This window comes from Mesorhizobium sp. M0028 (assembly GCF_040323855.1).
Lineage (GTDB): Bacteria > Pseudomonadota > Alphaproteobacteria > Rhizobiales > Rhizobiaceae > Mesorhizobium.
In genome coordinates, this window is record NZ_JAMYVG010000002.1 from 260660 (window position 1) to 277830 (window position 17171).

General features: G+C 63.9%; 16 protein-coding genes. 10 read left to right on the forward strand and 6 right to left on the reverse strand.

The features are described from left to right. A complete protein-coding gene (locus tag NKJ93_RS06275) occupies positions 1–1179 on the reverse strand; it encodes an MFS transporter (protein ID WP_352494121.1) in 1179 nt (392 codons plus the stop codon). Positions 1180–1315: 136 nt separating this feature from the next. On the opposite strand from NKJ93_RS06275, the gene NKJ93_RS06280 reads away from it, so the two are divergent. Next, on the forward strand, positions 1316–2224 hold the full coding sequence (locus tag NKJ93_RS06280; protein WP_023719717.1) for a LysR family transcriptional regulator: 909 nt from the start codon (positions 1316–1318) through the stop codon (positions 2222–2224). Positions 2225–2291: 67 nt separating this feature from the next. On the opposite strand, the gene NKJ93_RS06285 is transcribed toward NKJ93_RS06280, so the two are convergent. Next, positions 2292–3341, reverse strand: a complete 1050-nt coding sequence (locus NKJ93_RS06285; RefSeq protein WP_352588177.1) for an aldo/keto reductase — start codon at positions 3339–3341, stop codon at positions 2292–2294. 107 nt (positions 3342–3448) lie between these two features. Then, entirely contained in the window at positions 3449–4111 is a 663-nt protein-coding gene (locus tag NKJ93_RS06290) for a YggS family pyridoxal phosphate-dependent enzyme (RefSeq protein ID WP_023719715.1), read from the reverse strand. Between the two features lie 146 nt (positions 4112–4257). On the opposite strand from NKJ93_RS06290, the gene leuS reads away from it, so the two are divergent. After that, entirely contained in the window at positions 4258–6882 is a 2625-nt protein-coding gene (gene leuS / locus NKJ93_RS06295) for a leucine--tRNA ligase (RefSeq protein ID WP_352588180.1), read from the forward strand. Further along, the gene (locus tag NKJ93_RS06300) at positions 6869–7450 is read left to right on the forward strand and encodes an LPS assembly lipoprotein LptE (protein ID WP_023678104.1); all 582 of its coding nucleotides are present in this window, start codon (positions 6869–6871) and stop codon (positions 7448–7450) included. The genes leuS and NKJ93_RS06300 overlap by 14 nt, the downstream gene beginning before the upstream one ends. Before the next feature lie 70 nt (positions 7451–7520). Here the strand turns inward: NKJ93_RS06300 and fsa are convergent, their stop codons facing one another. Next, positions 7521–8174, reverse strand: a complete 654-nt coding sequence (gene fsa, locus NKJ93_RS06305; protein ID WP_023678103.1) for a fructose-6-phosphate aldolase — start codon at positions 8172–8174, stop codon at positions 7521–7523. A gap of 90 nt (positions 8175–8264) precedes the next feature. Between fsa and NKJ93_RS06310 the strand changes: the two genes are divergently transcribed. Continuing rightward, complete coding sequence (locus NKJ93_RS06310) at positions 8265–10448, forward strand: primosomal protein N' (RefSeq protein ID WP_352588183.1); 2184 nt, start codon at positions 8265–8267, stop codon at positions 10446–10448. Between the two features lie 9 nt (positions 10449–10457). On the opposite strand, the gene NKJ93_RS06315 is transcribed toward NKJ93_RS06310, so the two are convergent. Both NKJ93_RS06315 and NKJ93_RS06320 read right to left on the reverse strand, forming a co-directional pair. Continuing rightward, positions 10458–10913, reverse strand: a complete 456-nt coding sequence (locus tag NKJ93_RS06315) for a type II toxin-antitoxin system VapC family toxin (RefSeq protein ID WP_023719710.1) — start codon at positions 10911–10913, stop codon at positions 10458–10460. Beyond that, positions 10910–11155 carry a type II toxin-antitoxin system Phd/YefM family antitoxin gene (locus tag NKJ93_RS06320; protein ID WP_023719709.1) on the reverse strand — a complete coding sequence of 82 codons (246 nt, stop codon included), beginning with the start codon at positions 11153–11155 and terminating at the stop codon, positions 10910–10912. The genes NKJ93_RS06315 and NKJ93_RS06320 overlap by 4 nt, the downstream gene beginning before the upstream one ends. Positions 11156–11370: 215 nt before the next feature. Here NKJ93_RS06320 and NKJ93_RS06325 point away from each other — a divergent pair, with 215 nt between their 5' ends. The 6 genes from NKJ93_RS06325 (at position 11371) to NKJ93_RS06350 (ending at position 17158) form a co-directional block, all read left to right on the forward strand. Then, positions 11371–11766, forward strand: a complete 396-nt coding sequence (locus NKJ93_RS06325; RefSeq protein WP_023719708.1) for an AGROH133_08824 family phage infection protein — start codon at positions 11371–11373, stop codon at positions 11764–11766. A gap of 246 nt (positions 11767–12012) precedes the next feature. Further along, the gene (locus NKJ93_RS06330) at positions 12013–12573 is read left to right on the forward strand and encodes a F0F1 ATP synthase subunit delta (protein ID WP_023719707.1); all 561 of its coding nucleotides are present in this window, start codon (positions 12013–12015) and stop codon (positions 12571–12573) included. Next, a complete protein-coding gene (gene atpA, locus NKJ93_RS06335) occupies positions 12573–14102 on the forward strand; it encodes a F0F1 ATP synthase subunit alpha (protein WP_023719706.1) in 1530 nt (509 codons plus the stop codon). The genes NKJ93_RS06330 and atpA overlap by 1 nt, the downstream gene beginning before the upstream one ends. Before the next feature lie 28 nt (positions 14103–14130). Further along, positions 14131–15015: a F0F1 ATP synthase subunit gamma gene (locus NKJ93_RS06340; protein WP_352588186.1), complete on the forward strand. Its 885-nt coding sequence runs from the start codon at positions 14131–14133 to the stop codon at positions 15013–15015. A 67-nt stretch (positions 15016–15082) separates the two neighbouring features. After that, positions 15083–16648: a F0F1 ATP synthase subunit beta gene (atpD, locus tag NKJ93_RS06345; protein WP_352588189.1), complete on the forward strand. Its 1566-nt coding sequence runs from the start codon at positions 15083–15085 to the stop codon at positions 16646–16648. A 102-nt stretch (positions 16649–16750) separates the two neighbouring features. Next, entirely contained in the window at positions 16751–17158 is a 408-nt protein-coding gene (locus tag NKJ93_RS06350) for a F0F1 ATP synthase subunit epsilon (protein WP_023719703.1), read from the forward strand. Positions 17159–17171 lie beyond the last annotated feature (13 nt).

Here is a 17171-nt window from a genome sequence, read left to right on the forward strand (position 1 = left end):
CTACGAGCGGGCGGGTGCCGGTTCACCGAGCGTTGGGCGATCGAGGCGTAGCGCCAGCGCTGCCACGGAAAGCGCCGAGAGCGGCAGCAGGGCCGCGACCCAGGTGACGGCGCCGAGGCCGGGGCCATGGGCGATGACCACGCCGCCGAGCCAGGCGCCGGCCGCATTGCCGAGATTGAAGGCGGCGATGTTGAAGGACGAGGCGAGGCTCTGGCCGGCGCCTTGTGCCTTTTCCAGTACCCACATCTGCAGCGGCGCCACGGTGGCGAAGGCGGCGGCGCCGAGCAGGCCGACATAGATGACGGCCATAACCTGGCTGTGCAGGGCGAAGGTCATGGTGCCGAGCACCAGCGCCAGCACGACGAGACTGCCGAGAACGGAAGGCACCAGCCAGCGGTCGGCGAACTTGCCGCCAGCGAGGTTGCCGGCGATGAGGCCGCCGCCGAAGACCAGCAGGATCGGCGACACCGCTGCTTCCTCAAAACCGGTGATCTCGGTCAGCAACGGGGCGATGTAGGTGAAGACGGCGAAGACGCCGGCATAGCCGAGCACGGTGGTGGCAAAGCCAAGCAGGACGGGCGTGCGGCCGAGCACGGCGAGATCGGCGCGCAAATTGCTTTGCTCAGGCGCTGTCTGGCTGCGCGGCACCAGCAGCAGGATGATGGCGAAAGCGACCATGCCGACCAGGGTCACCGCCCAGAAGGTCGCGCGCCAGCCGAAGGCCTGGCCGAGCCATGTTCCGAAGGGGACGCCGAGGATGTTGGCGATGGTCAGGCCGGTGAACATCAGGGCGATCGCCGATGCCTTCTTGTTGGGCGCCACCAGCTCGGTCGCCACGACCGAGCCGACGCCGAAGAAGGTGCCGTGGGCGAAGGCGGTGAGCACGCGCGCACCCATCAGCGTCCAGTAGTCTGGGGCCAGCGCGCACGCGAGGTTGCCTAGCGTGAAGATTGCCATCAGCGCCAGAAGCACGGTCTTGCGCGGCCACCGGCCGGTGGCGATCGTCAGCAGCGGCGCGCCGATGACGACGCCCAGCGCATAGCCGGAAATCAGTTGGCCGGCAGCTGAGATCGAGACGCCGAGATCGGTGCTGACGTCGAGCAGCAGGCCCATGATGACGAATTCGGTGACGCCAATACCGAAGGCGCCGGCGGCAAGAGCGTAGAGAGCAAGAGGCATGGCGGTTCCCACTTCGATGACGGCCAGTTTCGACGACGGGCGCCGTGTCCTCTCACGCCCGGCCCGAAAGATCGTGATGCACCGAACTGTGAACCAGCCTTGCCTAGGGCACATTGCCTGTGAAATAGATTCACCAATGGCCAGGCCCGACATCAACCGCTCCGGCGAGATCGAAGTGTTCGTCCGCGTCGTCGAGGCCGGCAGCTTTTCGGCCGCTGCACGTGCGCTGCGCATGAGCCCGTCGGCGGTTAGCAAGCTGATCGCGCGGCTGGAGGGGCGTCTTGGCGCCCGGCTGGTCATCCGCTCGACGCGCAAGCTGCGACTGACACCGGAAGGGGCGGCCTTCTTCGACAGCGGCGTGCGCATCCTGGCCGACATGGCGGTAGCCGAGCGCGAGGCAGCGGCGGGCGCCGCGCCGCGTGGCCGGCTGCGGATCAATAGCTACGTGCCTTTCGGGCAGCACCGGCTGATCCCGCTCTTGCCGCGTTTTCTAGAACGATACCCCGAAATCTCGGTCGATCTGGTGTTGACCGACAGTGTTATCGACCTCATGGAGGAGCGCGCCGACGTCGCCATACGTGCCGGCCCGCTCGGCGAATCACGGCTAGTGGCGCGCAAGCTCGGGCAGAGCCGAGTGGTCGTCGTTGCCGCGCCATCGTATCTCGAAGCGCGTGGCACACCCAAGACGCCCGCCGATCTCGATCGTCACAACCGGATGGGCTTCTGCTTCGTGCGCCACGTCGAGGGCTGGCCTTTTGTCGACGCGGCCGGCAAGCCGATCACCATATCGATCGTTGGAAACACGCTGGTCAGCGACGGCGAGGCGATGCGGTTGATGGCGCTCTCAGGGGCGGGCATCGCCCGGCTGGCACGCTGGCACGTGGAGGCCGACATTGCCGCCGGCCGGCTGCTGCCGCTGCTGGAAGAGTTCAACCCCGGCGACGAGGAACTGACCCATGCGGTTTATGTCGGCCAAGGCAAGCATTTGCCGGCGCGGGTACGGGCCATTTTAGATTTCCTGGCCGAAACCGCGCGGCTGGGCTGAAGCGGAAGGCATTCGGGAGCCACTTGGCTCCCGAATTTGGCTGCCGAAATGTCACGTCGACAAGGAACTACTTCTTTGGCGTGAACGGCGCCGGCCTGCGGCCCGCCGCCTGGCGTTCGAGCATCCAGCCCGGATATTCGGGCGGGAGCGCGCTGACTTCGTCGAGACGAGCAAGATCGTCGGCATCGAGCTTCAACTCGGTTGCCGCAAGGTTCTGTTCCAACTGGTCCATGCGGCTGGCGCCGATGATGACGCTCATCACGAACGGTTTGGCCTGGACAAAGCCGAGCGCCACCGTGGCGACGCTGACGCCGTGCTTGGCGGCGATCTCGCGCATGACGGCGACCGCTGCCCAGGCACGGTCCTCATTGACCGGCGGGAAATTGAAGCTGGCGCGGCGACCTTCGCCATTGCCGGGGGCACCGGGTCCGTACTTGCCCGAGAGCAGGCCGCCCGCCATCGGTGACCAGACCATCAGCCCGAGCTTCTCCTCGTTGAGCAGCGGCACGATCTCGCGCTCGAGATCGCGGCCAGCGATCGAGTAATACGATTGGACGGTTTCGAAACGGGCAAAGCCCTTGCGCTCGGCAATACCCAACGCCTTGGCGATGCGCCAGGCCTGCCAGTTCGAGACGCCGACATAGCGGACCTTGCCAGCGGCAACCAGGTCGTCGAGCGCCCGCAGCGTTTCGTCTATCGGCGTGACCGTGTCGGTGCCGTGCAGCTGATAGAGATCGATATGGTCCAGCTGCAGCCGTTCGAGGCTACCTTCGACCGAATCCATGATATGGCCGCGCGAAGAACCGCGCTGGTTCGGGCCGCCGCCCATGGCGCCGTGAACCTTGGTGGCGATGATCACGTCCTGCCGATTGACGCCGAGATTTCTCAGCGACTGGCCGAGAAGCCGTTCCGAGGCGCCGAAGGAATAGACATCCGCCGTGTCGAAGAAATTGACGCCGGCGGCGAGCGAGCGGGCGACGATCTCGTCGACGCCATCCTGGTCGAGGCTGGCGATCAGGCCCCATTGGGCATTCTCGCCGGCGGCGCCGAATGTCATCGTACCGAGGCAAAGTTCGGAGACGAACATCCCCGTATTTCCAAGTTGATTGTAACGCATGGTGGCTCCAGAGGCTTTGGGATAACTCGAACCATATAGGAACGAAACGTTCCGTTTCTATTGCTGGCATAGTCAGCGTCAGCCTGTGGCCTAAGGCCGGCTGCGCCTCATCTGGCGCCGAAAATCGCCGATCCAACCCTGACACTTGTCGCGCCGAAGGCGATCGCCGTTTCGTAGTCGCCGGACATGCCCATAGAGAGCTTGTCAACGCCGGCCTCAAGCCCAAGCTTTTCTAGCAGCGCGAAATGCGGACCGGGGTTCTCGTCCGCCGGCGGAATGCACATCAGCCCTTCGATGGCGAGGGCGTGAACCGAGCGGCAGCGGGCCACGAAGGCGACGGCCTCGCGCGGCTCGATGCCGGCCTTTTGCGGCTCCGAGCCGGTGTTGACCTGGACGTAGAGCCTTGGCGTCCTGCCCTGCCTGGCGATTTCCTTGCCGAGTTCGGCGGCGATCTTTTCACGGTCGACGGTTTCGATGACGTCGAACAGCGCCACCGCTTCCTTTGCCTTGTTCGATTGCAACGGCCCGATCAGGTGCAGCTCGATGTCGGGGAAAGCTTCCTTCAGCGCCGGCCACTTGGCTTGCGCCTCCTGGACGCGGTTCTCGCCGAAGACGCGCTGGCCGGCCTCGATAACCGGACGGATATCGGTGGCATCGAAGGTTTTCGAGACCGCAACCAGCGTCACCGCCCCGGCCTCGCGTCCGGCCTCGCGCTCGGCAGTGGCGATCCTTGCCTTGACGGTGAAAAGCTGTTCGACGGCGCTCGCCATGCCTATATCCTGCCTGTGTTTGGCTTTTCGCCGGATCGCCGCAGTTGACGGGTCCGGTAATCCATGGTGAACACCGCGACGACATTTCCTGAGCCGCCCGGGCATTGTCCGGCGGCTCGCGCATGCTTTTAAGTGAAAAACACCCGATGGCAACCGAACGATACAATCCGCGCGCGTCAGAGCTCAAATGGCAGAAGGCCTGGGACGCCAAGAAGCTGTTCGAAGCCGACAACGATGACCCGCGCCCGAAATACTACGTGCTGGAGATGTTCCCCTATCCATCGGGGCGCATCCATATCGGCCATACCCGCAACTATACGATGGGCGACGTGGTGGCGCGCTACAAGCGGGCCAAGGGTTTCAACGTGCTGCACCCGATGGGCTGGGACGCCTTTGGCATGCCAGCCGAAAACGCAGCAATGCAGAACAAGGTCCATCCCAAGGACTGGACCTATCAGAACATCGCTGCCATGCGCGAGCAACTCAAGGTCATGGGCCTGTCGCTCGATTGGGCACGCGAGTTCGCTACCTGCGATGTCGATTATTACCACCGCCAGCAGATGCTGTTCCTCGATTTCGTCGAGAAGGGCCTGGTGACGCGCAAATCCTCCAAGGTCAACTGGGATCCGGAGGACATGACGGTGCTTGCCAACGAGCAGGTCATCGACGGGCGCGGCTGGCGCTCGGGCGCGCTGGTGGAACAGCGCGAGCTGACGCAATGGTTCTTCAAGATCACCGACTATGCGCAGGATCTGCTGGATTCGCTCGACCAGCTCGACGACTGGCCGGAAAAAGTGAAGCTGATGCAGGCGAACTGGATCGGCCGTTCTGAAGGCCTGCTGATCCGCTGGCCGCTGGCCAAGCCAGTCGCCGGCGAGCATGAGCTCGAAGTCTATACGACAAGGCCCGACACCATCTTCGGCGCCTCCTTCATGGCGATTGCGGCCGACCATCCGCTGGCCAAAAAGGCGGCCGAAGACAATCCGGCGCTGGCAAAGTTCATCGACGAGGTCCGCCACATGGGCACGTCGGTGGCGGCCCTGGAGACGGCCGAGAAGAAGGGCTTCGATACCGGCATCCGCGTCGTCCATCCGTTCGACGAGAGGTGGACGCTGCCCGTCTACGTCGCCAATTTCGTGCTGATGGACTATGGCACCGGCGCCATCTTCGGCTGCCCGGCACATGACCAGCGCGACCTCGACTTCGCCAACAGATACGGCCTTCCGGTCATTCCGGTGGTGATGCCGGAAGGCGAGAATCAAGGAAGCTTCCAGGTCATCGACGAGGCTTATGTCGATGATGGCGCGATGATCAATTCGCGCTTCCTCGACGGCATGAAGCCGGATCAGGCATTCGACGAGGTGGCGAAGCTGCTGGAACAAAGGACCATCGGCAACCGGCCGATGGCCGAGCGCAAGGTGAATTTCCGCCTGCGCGACTGGGGCATTTCGCGCCAGCGCTATTGGGGCTGCCCGATCCCGATGATCCATTGCGAGGATTGCGGCGTGGTGCCGGTGCCGAAGGCCGACCTGCCGGTCAAGCTGCCGGACGACATCGAGTTCGACCGGCCGGGCAATCCGCTCGATCGCCATCCGACATGGCGGCACGTCAAATGCCCGCGTTGCGGCAAGGATGCGCGGCGCGAAACCGACACGATGGACACATTTGTCGATTCTTCTTGGTATTTCGCTCGCTTCACCGCGCCGTGGGCAAACGATCCGACCGATCCCAAGGCCGCGACTGAATGGCTGCCGGTCGACCAGTATATTGGCGGCATTGAGCATGCGATCCTGCATTTGCTCTATTCGCGCTTTTTCACCCGCGCCATGCGCGAGACCGGCCATGTCGATCTCGCCGAGCCGTTCAGGGGCCTGTTCACGCAAGGCATGGTGGTGCACGAGACCTATCGGGTTGGCGGCGCCTCGAACGGCCGCTGGCTTGCGCCTAGCGAGGTCAGGCTGGAAGACGCCGACGGCAAGCGCCGCGCCTTCGAAATCGCCACCGGCGAAGAGGCGGTGATCGGTCCGCTCGAAAAAATGTCGAAGTCGAAGAAGAATACGGTGAGTCCGGAAGAGATCACCGACGGCTACGGCGCCGATACGGCGCGCTGGTTCATGCTGTCGGACTCGCCGCCCGAGCGCGATGTCGAATGGACCGACGAGGGTGCGGCCGGCGCGCATCGCTTCATCCAGCGCATCTGGCGCCTGGTGTCGACGGCTGCCGAATCGCTCGCCGGAGTCCGGCCAGAGGCGGCGAAGGACGGCGAGGCCGGGACAGTGTCCAAGGCCGCGCACAAGATCTTGAAGTCGGTCGGCGAGGATATCGAAAAGCTCGCCTTCAACCGCGCCATCGCCCGCATCTACGAGCTCGCCAATGCCTTGACCGTACCGCTCAACGAGGCGGCAGAGGGCAGGGCCGGTCCGGCGCTGCAAGCGGCCTGCCGTGAGGCCGTCGAGATCCTGGTGCACCTGATCGCGCCGGTCATGCCGCATCTGGCCGAGGAGTGCTGGCAGACGCTCGGCGGCACCGACCTTGTCGCCGAACGGCCCTGGCCGGATTACGATCGCTCGCTTGTCGTCGACGCCGAGATCGTGCTGCCGGTCCAGGTCAACGGCAAGAAACGCGGCGATTTGACAATTGCCCGTGACGCGGATCAAGGTGCGGTCGAAAAGGCGGTTCTGGCTCTCGACTTCGTGCAGAAAGCGCTCGAAGGTAAGGCGCCGCGCAAGGTGATCATAGTGCCGCAGAGGATCGTCAATGTCGTTGCCTGATCCGCGAAAGACAGAGTTGACGCTGCGCCGCGTTGTGCTTTGCGGGCTGCTCGCCTCGGTGGCGCTGGTTTCCGCCTGCACGGTGCGGCCGCTCTATTCGAGCGCGCCGCTGATCGCCGGCTCGCAGGTCGGCGCTGCTGCCGAACTGGCATCGATCTCGGTCAAGCCGGTCAAGACCCGCTACGCCCAGCAGGTCCGCAACAATTTGATCTTCGCGCTCGGCCAGGGCGCCGGCGAGCCGGCTTCGCCGGTCTATTCGCTTGATCTCGGCGTCTCCGAACTCGTCGAATCGGCGGCAATCGAGCAGGTCACGACCGACGAAGACGAGCCGACCGCCGGCACTGTAACGCTGACTGCCAACTATGTGCTCAGCGATGCCAAGACGGGCACGGTCATAGCGAGGGGCAAGCGCTCGATTCCGTCGTCATACGACAGGCCGCGCCAGGAATTCGCGTCATACCGGGCCCAGATCGACGCCGAGAACCGTGCGGCGCGCGAGCTGGCAGATGTGCTGCGGCTGTCGATTGCCCAGGATCTGATCAAGCACGGCAAGCCGGCGGCAAGCTAGGTCTTTCCAGAGTGCGCAATCTGCAAAAAAGGCCGATTGCTCGGCTTTTTTTGTTCGTAGGATAGTCGCTTCAGCCGATCTTCTGCCCGGTCTTTGCCCAGTCGGCGAGGAACAGTTCCAGGCCCTTGTCGGTCAGCGGGTGCTTGACCAGCGCCTTGAGCGTCGCCGGCGGCGCGGTGATGACATCGGCACCGATCAGCGCCGCCTGCTTGACATGGTTCACGGTACGCACCGAAGCGGTCAGGATTTCAGTCTGGAAGTCATAATTGTCGTAGATGGTGCGGATATCGGCAATCAGCTCCATGCCGTCCCAGCCGCTATCGTCGATGCGGCCGACGAAGGGCGAGATGAAGGAGGCGCCGGCCTTGGCGGCGAGCAGCGCCTGGGTGGCCGAGAAGCACAGCGTGACGTTGACCATGCGGCCGTCCGACCGGATGTCCTTGCAGGCTCTCAGGCCGTCGAGCGTCAGCGGCACCTTGATGCAGACATTGTCGGCGATCCTGGCCAGGATCTTGGCCTCCGCCATCATGTCCTTGTATTCGGTGGCGACGACTTCGGCCGAGACTGGGCCCTTGACGATCTCGCAGATCTCTCTTGTGACGTCGGCGATCTTGCCGCCGGATTTCAGGATCAGCGACGGATTGGTGGTTACGCCGTCGAGCAGCCCCAAATCGTTCAGCTCGCGGATTTCCTTGACATCGGCGGTGTCGACAAAAAATTTCATGGCGGTCTCCTGAAGATTTTTCATGTGCACGTCATGCACATTTGGGGTCGGACTTTGATCTAGACCAAAGTCGGGGCAAGGTCACGCCTCATGATCGAAGATTCGCCCTTTGTCGCGGCCGCACCGGTGCTGGTGCCGATGCCCGCCGAGCGCCCCTACACCTATGCCGTGCCGGCTGGCATGCGCGTGGTGCCGGGCTCGATCGTGCGCGTTCCGCTTGGGCCCCGCCAGGTCGCCGGCATCGTCTGGGACGGCGCCGTCGAAAAGGTCGACGCGAAGAAATTGCGGCCGATCGAGCAGGTTTTCGACTGCCCGCCGATCGACCGCGCGATGCGGCGTTTTGTCGATTGGGTGGCGCAGTACACGCTGTCGCCGCCCGGCATGGTGGCGCGCATGCTGCTCAGGGCGCCGGAGGCGTTCGATCCGGAGCCGTGGATCGAAGGGCTGCAGCGCACCTTCGCCAAGCCCGACCGGATGACGGAGGCGAGGACGCGCGTGCTGGAAACGGCCGAAGGTGGGCTCGCCTGGACGCGGTCGGGCCTGGCGCATGCGGCAGGCGTGTCGTCGACGGTGGTGGACGGGCTGAGGGCGCAGGGGGTATTCGAGACGGTGATGATCCCGCCGCGGCCGGTGGTCGCAGCACCCGATCCCGGCTACGCCGTGCCGGCACTGATGCCCGACCAGAGCGATGCCGCCGAGATGCTGCGCGCCAATGTCGCGGCCGGCATATTCGGCGTCACCCTGCTCGACGGTGTAACCGGATCCGGCAAGACGGAGGTCTATTTCGAGGCGGTTGCGGCCGCGCTCGATCGCGGCACGCAAGTGTTGATCCTGCTGCCGGAAATCGCGCTGACCCACGCCTTCCTCGAGCGCTTTCAGGAGCGGTTCGGCGCCAAGCCGGCTGAGTGGCACTCGGACCTGCCGCCAAGAATGCGCGAAAAGGTCTGGCGGCAGGTGGCGGAAGGCGGCGTGCGGGTGGTCGCAGGCGCGCGCTCGGCGCTGTTCCTGCCGTTCAGAGAGCTTGGGCTGATCGTCGTCGACGAAGAGCACGACCCCGCCTACAAGCAGGAGGATCGCGTCTTTTACAACGCGCGCGACATGGCCGTGGTGCGCGGCCATATCGGCGGGTTTCCGGTCGTGCTCGCCTCGGCGACACCGTCGGTCGAAAGCCGGGTCAATGCCAGCCACGGCCGCTACAGCAGGGCGGTGCTTTCGGCGCGCTTTGCCGAGGCGGCACTTCCCGATCTCAAGACGATCGACATGCGCCGTGCGCCGCCTGCACGCGGCGGCTTCCTGTCGCCTGTACTGCTCGGCCATATACGGCAGACGCTGGAAAGAAAGGAACAGTCGCTGCTGTTTCTCAACCGGCGCGGCTATGCGCCGCTGACGCTCTGCCGGGTCTGCGGCCACCGCTTCGGCTGTCCGGTCTGCTCGGCCTGGCTGGTCGAGCACCGCTTTCGCGGTCAGCTCGTCTGCCACCATTGCGGGCACAATGAACGCCGGCCCGAGGCCTGCCCGGAATGCGGCACGCTCGATCATCTGGTCGCCTGCGGGCCGGGTGTAGAGCGCATCGCCGAGGAGGTCGTCGCGCATTTCCCCGATGCCCGCACCATCGTACTGTCGTCCGACCTGATGGGCGGCGTGCGGCGGCTGCGGCTCGAGCTCGAAGCCATCGCCAATGGCGAGGCCGACATCGTCATCGGCACGCAACTCGTCGCCAAGGGCCACAATTTCCCCAACATGACGCTCGTCGGTGTCGTCGATGCCGATCTCGGCCTGGCCAATGGCGACCCACGCGCCGCCGAGCGCACCTTCCAACTGCTCAGCCAGGTGACCGGCCGCGCCGGCCGCACCGGCAAGAAGAGCCTTGGCCTGCTGCAGACCTTCCAACCCGACCACCCGGTGATGCGGGCGATCGTCTCCGGCGATGCCGAGGCCTTCTACGAGCGCGAGATCGCCGAACGCGAGCGGGCTGGGCTGCCGCCCTTCGGCCGGCTCGCCGGCGTCATCGTCAGCGCCGCGACCCGGGCGGAAGCCGAAGGGCACGCCCGCGGCCTGCGCCGTGCCGCGCCGCAAGCCACCGACCTGTTCGTGCTCGGCCCGGCCGAGGCGCCGCTGTCATTGATCGGCGGGCGCCATCGCTTTCGCCTGCTGATCCAGGGCGAGCGGCGCGCCGACATGCAAGGGTTCATCCGCACCATGCTGGCCGAGGGACCGAAGATAAGGGCCTCGGTGCGGGTCCAGGTCGATATCGACCCGCAAAGCTTTTTGTAAGGTGTCGAATTACCCTTTCGAGACGCGTTCGGTGAATGGGTTCAGGTAAGGCACATCGAGAATCGCAAAATGCCGGGTGTTGGCCGTCAAAACTGACAGGCCGTGCAAACGGGCGGTAGCTGCGATCAGAATGTCCGCCAGACCCGGATTGGCGCCTCTGGCGATAGTGGCGTCTTCCAGTTTTCCTGCTTCTCGCGCGATTGCTAAATCGATGGGAAGGATGCGCTGGTTGAACTCTAGAAGCAACCTTTCGAACCACTCATTGATGCGCTCCGCCTTCATATGCCCGCCCGCCCGCTTCAGTTTCGCGATTCCTCGTTCCACCTCCAAGATGACGATCGACGAGAGCTGCCAAGAGCCGCGTTCTCCTTGTACGGCAACCCAGTTCTGCACGTGTGACGGAAGCAGAGGCCGACCAGGTGCAAATGCCGAGAGAAAAGACGTATCAAGCAGATAGCCGGTCAAAACTCCACTTCCCGCGACGGCGATTCGTTTCGCTCAAGCTCGATGCCACCTGGATACCGAAGCAGGAAATCCACGAAGTCTTTTTGGCTGTTCTGCGGATAAAGTTTCCGTCCCTCACCGATTGGCACCACCATGACTGCGGGCTTGCCGTGCTTGGTGATAACCGTGGGCTCACCGTTCTCAGCGGCCTCCACGAGCGCGGAAAGGCTGGCCTTTGCCTCTCGCAGTTGCATCGTCTTCATGCGCGGAACCCCTTGTGGTCTCATGTAGTCACAATATAGGAATTGTGCAGAAAAAAACAGCCCATTGTTTAACGTCCTGTTAGCCCGGTCGAGACAACGGTCGCGCTCGCGTTGAGCTGACGCGCCCTGCAAATTGCCGACGGCCCATCTGGCGCATGTCAGTTGCTTCGCTAGAATGCCCGAAATTTTGAATATCCATTTACGAGGGGACAAGGATGGAATTTGCGTTTCCATGGCCGATGAGCCAGGGCGAGTGGCTGGCATGGTCGAGCGCGGTCGCGACTCTATTGCTCGGCCTGTTGCTATTCCTGGCTCCACAGCTGGCGTTCCGCATCCTGCGGCTGCAGGTCAGACCGGAGAAGGCAGCGGCGATCGCCGAGGGGCGCGGCCGGATGTCGGGCTTCTATCTCGGCGTCAGCCTGTGCTGCATCCTCTTGGCGCAGCCGCTGCTCTATATGGCGCTCGGCTTCTCCTGGCTATTCACCGCCTTCGGCCGGCTGCTGTCGATGATGTCGGACGGCGCCAACACGCCGTTCAACTGGGCATCCATCGTCGTCGAGCTGGTGCTGGCGGCGCTGCCGCTGGCCTTCGCCTTCGGCTTTTTGCCCTGAATCAGGGATCAATCCGGGGTTGGTTGCTGAACTCGGCCAGCGGATGCGACAATAGTGCCTGAAAACCATGCCGGACGACGCATTGCGGTCTGAAAATGCCTGTGCTAGACGGCAATCGACTTTCGACCGGGGATAGCGGAAGCCGCGCCTCCGTGCTTGGAAAAATGCAGTAAGGTCAAAGATTTAGCCAGAGTTTTTGCTCGCGCCAACAATCTGCGGCCTGTCAGACAAGAGAAAAGACGGTCCGTGGCCCAATCGTCATCGCCAATCTCAGGTGTCGCAGAACGCTATGCGGGTTCGCTGTTCGAACTCGCGCTGCAGGCCAATTCGGTGGCCAGCGTCGAGACCGACCTCAACAGTTTCGAAGCGATGCTCGAAGGCAGCGCTGACCTTTCGCGGCTGATCAGGAGCCCGGTTTTCTCCAGCGAAGACCAGGCCAAGGCGATCGCCGCGATCGCCGACAGAGCGGGGATCACCGGCCTCACTGGCAATTTCCTGCGCGTCGTTGCCCAGAATCGCCGGCTTTTCGCCGTGCCAGGAATGATCAAGGCGTTCCGCCAGATCGCCGCCGAACACCGCGGCGAGACCGCCGCCGAGGTCACCTCGGCGCATGCGCTGACGCCTGCCCAGGAAACCGAGCTGAAAGCGGCGCTGAAAAGCGTCGCCGGCAAGGATGTGGCGATCACCGTCACCGTCGATCCGTCGCTGCTCGGCGGGCTGGTGGTCAGGATCGGCTCGCGCCAGATCGATACGTCGCTCAAAACCAAACTCAATTCGCTCAAGCTTGCACTGAAAGAGGTCGGCTGATGGACATCCGCGCCGCGGAAATTTCCGCAATTCTGAAAGACCAGATCAAGAATTTCGGCAAGGAGGCCGAGGTCTCCGAAGTCGGCCAGGTGCTGTCCGTCGGTGACGGCATCGCCCGCGTCTATGGCCTCGACAATGTCCAGGCCGGCGAGATGGTCGAGTTCCCCGGCGGCATCCGCGGCATGGCGCTCAACCTCGAAGCCGACAATGTCGGCGTCGTTATCTTCGGCGCCGACCGTGACATCAAGGAAGGCGATACCGTCAAGCGCACCGGCGCCATCGTCGATGCGCCTGTCGGCATGGGCCTGCTCGGCCGCGTCGTCGATGCGCTCGGCAACCCGATCGACGGCAAGGGCCCGATCCAGGCCACCGAACGCAAGCGCGTCGACGTCAAGGCGCCCGGCATCATCCCGCGCAAATCGGTGAACGAGCCGATGTCGACCGGCCTCAAGGCCATCGACGCGCTGATCCCGGTCGGCCGCGGCCAGCGCGAGCTGGTCATCGGCGACCGCCAGACCGGCAAGACCGCGATCATCCTCGACACCATGCTCAACCAGAAATCGGTGCACGACAACGGCCCGGAGAAGGAAAAGCTGTACTGCGTCTATGTCGCCGTCGGCCAGAAGCGCTCGACCGTGGCGCAGTTCGTCAAGGTGCTGGAAGAGCGCGGCGCGCTCGACTATTCGATCATCATCGCTGCGACCGCGTCTGATCCGGCGCCGATGCAGTTCCTGGCGCCGTTCACCGCCTGCACCATGGGCGAATATTTCCGCGACAACGGCATGCACGCGCTGATCAGCTATGACGATCTGTCGAAGCAGGCCGTCGCCTATCGCCAGATGTCGCTGCTGCTGCGCCGTCCTCCGGGCCGCGAGGCCTATCCGGGCGACGTTTTCTACCTGCACTCGCGCCTGCTCGAGCGCGCCGCCAAGCTCAACGACGACAATGGCGGCGGGTCGCTGACGGCGCTGCCGATCATCGAGACGCAGGCCAACGACGTGTCGGCCTATATCCCGACCAACGTCATCTCGATCACCGACGGCCAGATCTTCCTGGAAACCAATCTGTTCTTCCAGGGCGTCCGTCCTGCGGTCAATGTCGGTCTGTCGGTGTCGCGCGTCGGCTCTTCGGCGCAGATCAAGGCGATGAAGCAGGTTGCCGGGTCGATCAAGGGCGAGCTCGCGCAGTACCGCGAAATGGCTGCTTTCGCGCAGTTCGGCTCCGATCTCGACGCCGCCACGCAGCGCCTGCTCAATCGCGGCTCGCGCCTGACCGAGCTTTTGAAGCAGCCGCAATTCTCGCCGCTCAAGGTCGAGGAGCAGGTCGCGGTGATCTTCGCCGGCGTCAACGGCTATCTCGACAAGCTGGCGATCAACCAGGTCGGCAAGTTCGAGCAGGGGCTGTTGTCGCACATGCGCTCGGCCGGCAAGGACGTGCTCGACGGCATCCGCAAGGAGAAGGCGCTGTCCGACGATCTGCGCGCCAGGCTGAAGGCAGAGATCGACGCCTTCGCCAAGACCTTTGCTTGAGTGGGCCGGACGGGATCAGGTTTGAAGCATGCCTTCGTTAAAAGACCTTCGTAACCGTATCGCCTCGGTCAAGGCGACGCAGAAGATCACCAAGGCGATGCAGATGGTCGCCGCGGCGAAGCTGCGCCGCGCGCAGGAAGCGGCTGAAGCGGCGCGTCCCTATTCGGAGCGCATGGGCGCGGTGCTGGCCAACATCACCCAGGCGATCGGCGGTGGCGGCGATGCCCCGGCGCTGATGACCGGCACCGGCAAGGACGACGTGCATCTGCTTGTCGTCTGCACGGCCGAACGCGGCCTGTGCGGTGGCTTCAATTCGCAGATCGCCCGCTTTGCCCGTGACCACATCCGCAAGCTTCTGGCCGACGGCAAGCAGGTCAAGATCATCTGCGTCGGCAAGAAGGGGTTCGACATATTGCGCCGCGACTACGGGGCGCTGATCATCGAGCGTGTCGATCTGCGCGAGGTCAAGACGCTGGGCTTCGTCAATGCCGATGCCATCGCCAAGAAGGTGATCCATCTGTTCAACGAAGGCGGCTTCGACATCTGCACGCTGTTCTATTCGCAGTTCAAGTCGGTGATCAGCCAGACCCCAACGGCGCAGCAAATTATCCCGGCGGGCGTGGTTTCGGCTGCCGCGGAAGTGAAGGATGGCGGCAGCGCCGTCTACGAATACGAGCCGGAGCCGGGCGAAATCCTCTCCGATCTCATCCCGCGCAACATCTCCGTGCAGGTTTTTCGCGCGCTGCTCGAGAATGCTGCCGGCGAGATGGGCGCCAAGATGAGCGCCATGGACAATGCGACGCGCAATGCCGGCGACATGATCAACAAATTGTCGATCACCTACAACCGCCAGCGGCAGGCGCAGATCACCAAGGAATTGATCGAGATCATTTCGGGCGCCGAGGCGCTCTAGGCACGCTCCCAAGACGGTCATCGACCGCGAGCGTGTGAGAAACAGAGAGACGAAAGGGTAAAAGACGATGGCGAAAGCAGCGACCCCGAAGACGACAGCCCCTAAGGCCGCGGCACCAGCGAAGGCTCCGGCAGCAGCAAAGGCCGCTCCGGCCAAGAAGGCGGCAGCAACCAAGGCCGCCGCTGTGAATACGCCAGCCGTTACCATCAAGAAAACCGGCCTGGCAGGCAAGGTTCGCCAGGTCATCGGCGCCGTTGTCGACGTGCAGTTCGGCGAACATCTGCCGGCGATCCTGAACGCGATTGAGACGATCAATGTCGGCAATCGCCTGGTGCTCGAAGTGGCCCAGCATCTCGGCGAAAACACCGTACGCTGCATCGCCATGGACTCGACCGAAGGTCTGGTTCGCGGCCAGGACGTCTATGACACCGGCGCGCCGATCACCGTGCCGGTCGGCCCTGGCATGCTCGGTCGCATCATCAACGTCATCGGCGAGCCGGTCGACGAGGCAGGCCCGGTCGACGGCATCGAGATGCGCTCGATCCACCAGCCGGCGCCGACCTATGTCGAGCAGTCGACGGAAGCGCAGATCCTGGTCACCGGCATCAAGGTTCTCGACCTGCTGGCACCCTATGCCCGCGGCGGCAAGATCGGCCTGTTCGGCGGCGCCGGCGTCGGCAAGACGGTGCTGATCCAGGAACTGATCAACAACGTCGCCAAGGCGCATGGCGGCTTCTCGGTGTTCGCCGGCGTCGGCGAGCGCACCCGTGAAGGCAACGACCTCTATCACGAGTTCATCGAGTCTGGCGTCAACAAGAAGGGCGGCGGCGAAGGCTCCAAGGCGGCGCTCGTCTATGGCCAGATGAACGAGCCGCCGGGCGCACGTGCCCGCGTCGGCCTGACCGGGCTGACGGTTGCCGAATATTTCCGCGACCAGGGCCAGGACGTGCTGTTCTTCGTCGACAACATCTTCCGCTTCACGCAGGCGGGCTCGGAAGTGTCGGCGCTGCTCGGCCGCATTCCTTCGGCCGTGGGCTACCAGCCGACGCTGGCCACCGACATGGGCGCGCTGCAGGAGCGTATCACCACGACGACCAAGGGTTCGATCACCTCGGTGCAGGCGATCTATGTGCCGGCCGACGATTTGACCGACCCGGCACCGGCGACTTCATTCGCCCACCTCGACGCGACGACCGTGCTCAACCGCGCGATTTCGGAAAAGGGCATCTATCCGGCGGTCGATCCGCTCGATTCGACTTCGCGCATGCTCGACCCGATGGTTGTCGGCGAGGAGCACTACCAGGTCGCGCGCCAGGTGCAGTCGATCCTTCAGCGTTACAAGTCGCTGCAGGACATCATCGCCATCCTGGGCATGGACGAGCTGTCGGAAGAGGACAAGCAGACGGTTGCCCGCGCCCGCAAGATCGAGCGCTTCCTGTCGCAGCCCTTCTTCGTCGCCGAAGTGTTCACCGGCGCGCCGGGCAAGTTGGTCGACCTCGCCGACACTATCAAGGGCTTCAAGGGCCTTTGCAACGGCGATTATGACCACCTGCCGGAGGCCGCCTTCTACATGGTCGGCGGCATTGAGGAAGCGGTCGAGAAGGCACAGCGCCTGGCGGCTGAAGCGGCGTAAGCCAAAGCGAATAGCGAATAGGGAGTAGCGAATAGGGGTCTATGAGCCGGACGAGTTTCTTCACTACTCGCTACTCACTATTCCCTATTCGCTAAATTGATCATGCCTGAAGCTTTCAAGTTCGAACTGGTCTCGCCGGAGCGCCTCTTGGTTTCCGAGCAGGTCGAATCCGTCGTCATCCCAGGCGCCGAGGGCGAAATGACCGTGATGGCGCATCACGCACCGGTCATGACCACGATCAAGCCGGGCGTCGTCACGTTGAAGACCGCTTCCGGCAAGGAAGAACGCTACGTGGTGTTCGGCGGCTTTGCCGACATCGTTCCGGCCGGCTGCACGCTGCTGGCGGAATCGGCTGTGGCCGTCGGCGACATCGACCGCGCCGAGCTTGCCCGCCGCATCCAGGAGGCGAGGGAAGACGCCGCCGACGCCAAGGACGACCAGACCCGCAGCAAGGCCGAGCAGTTCCTTAACCAGCTCACCACGCTTGAAGGCGCCATCCTGCCGGCTTAACGCGAAGGATCAG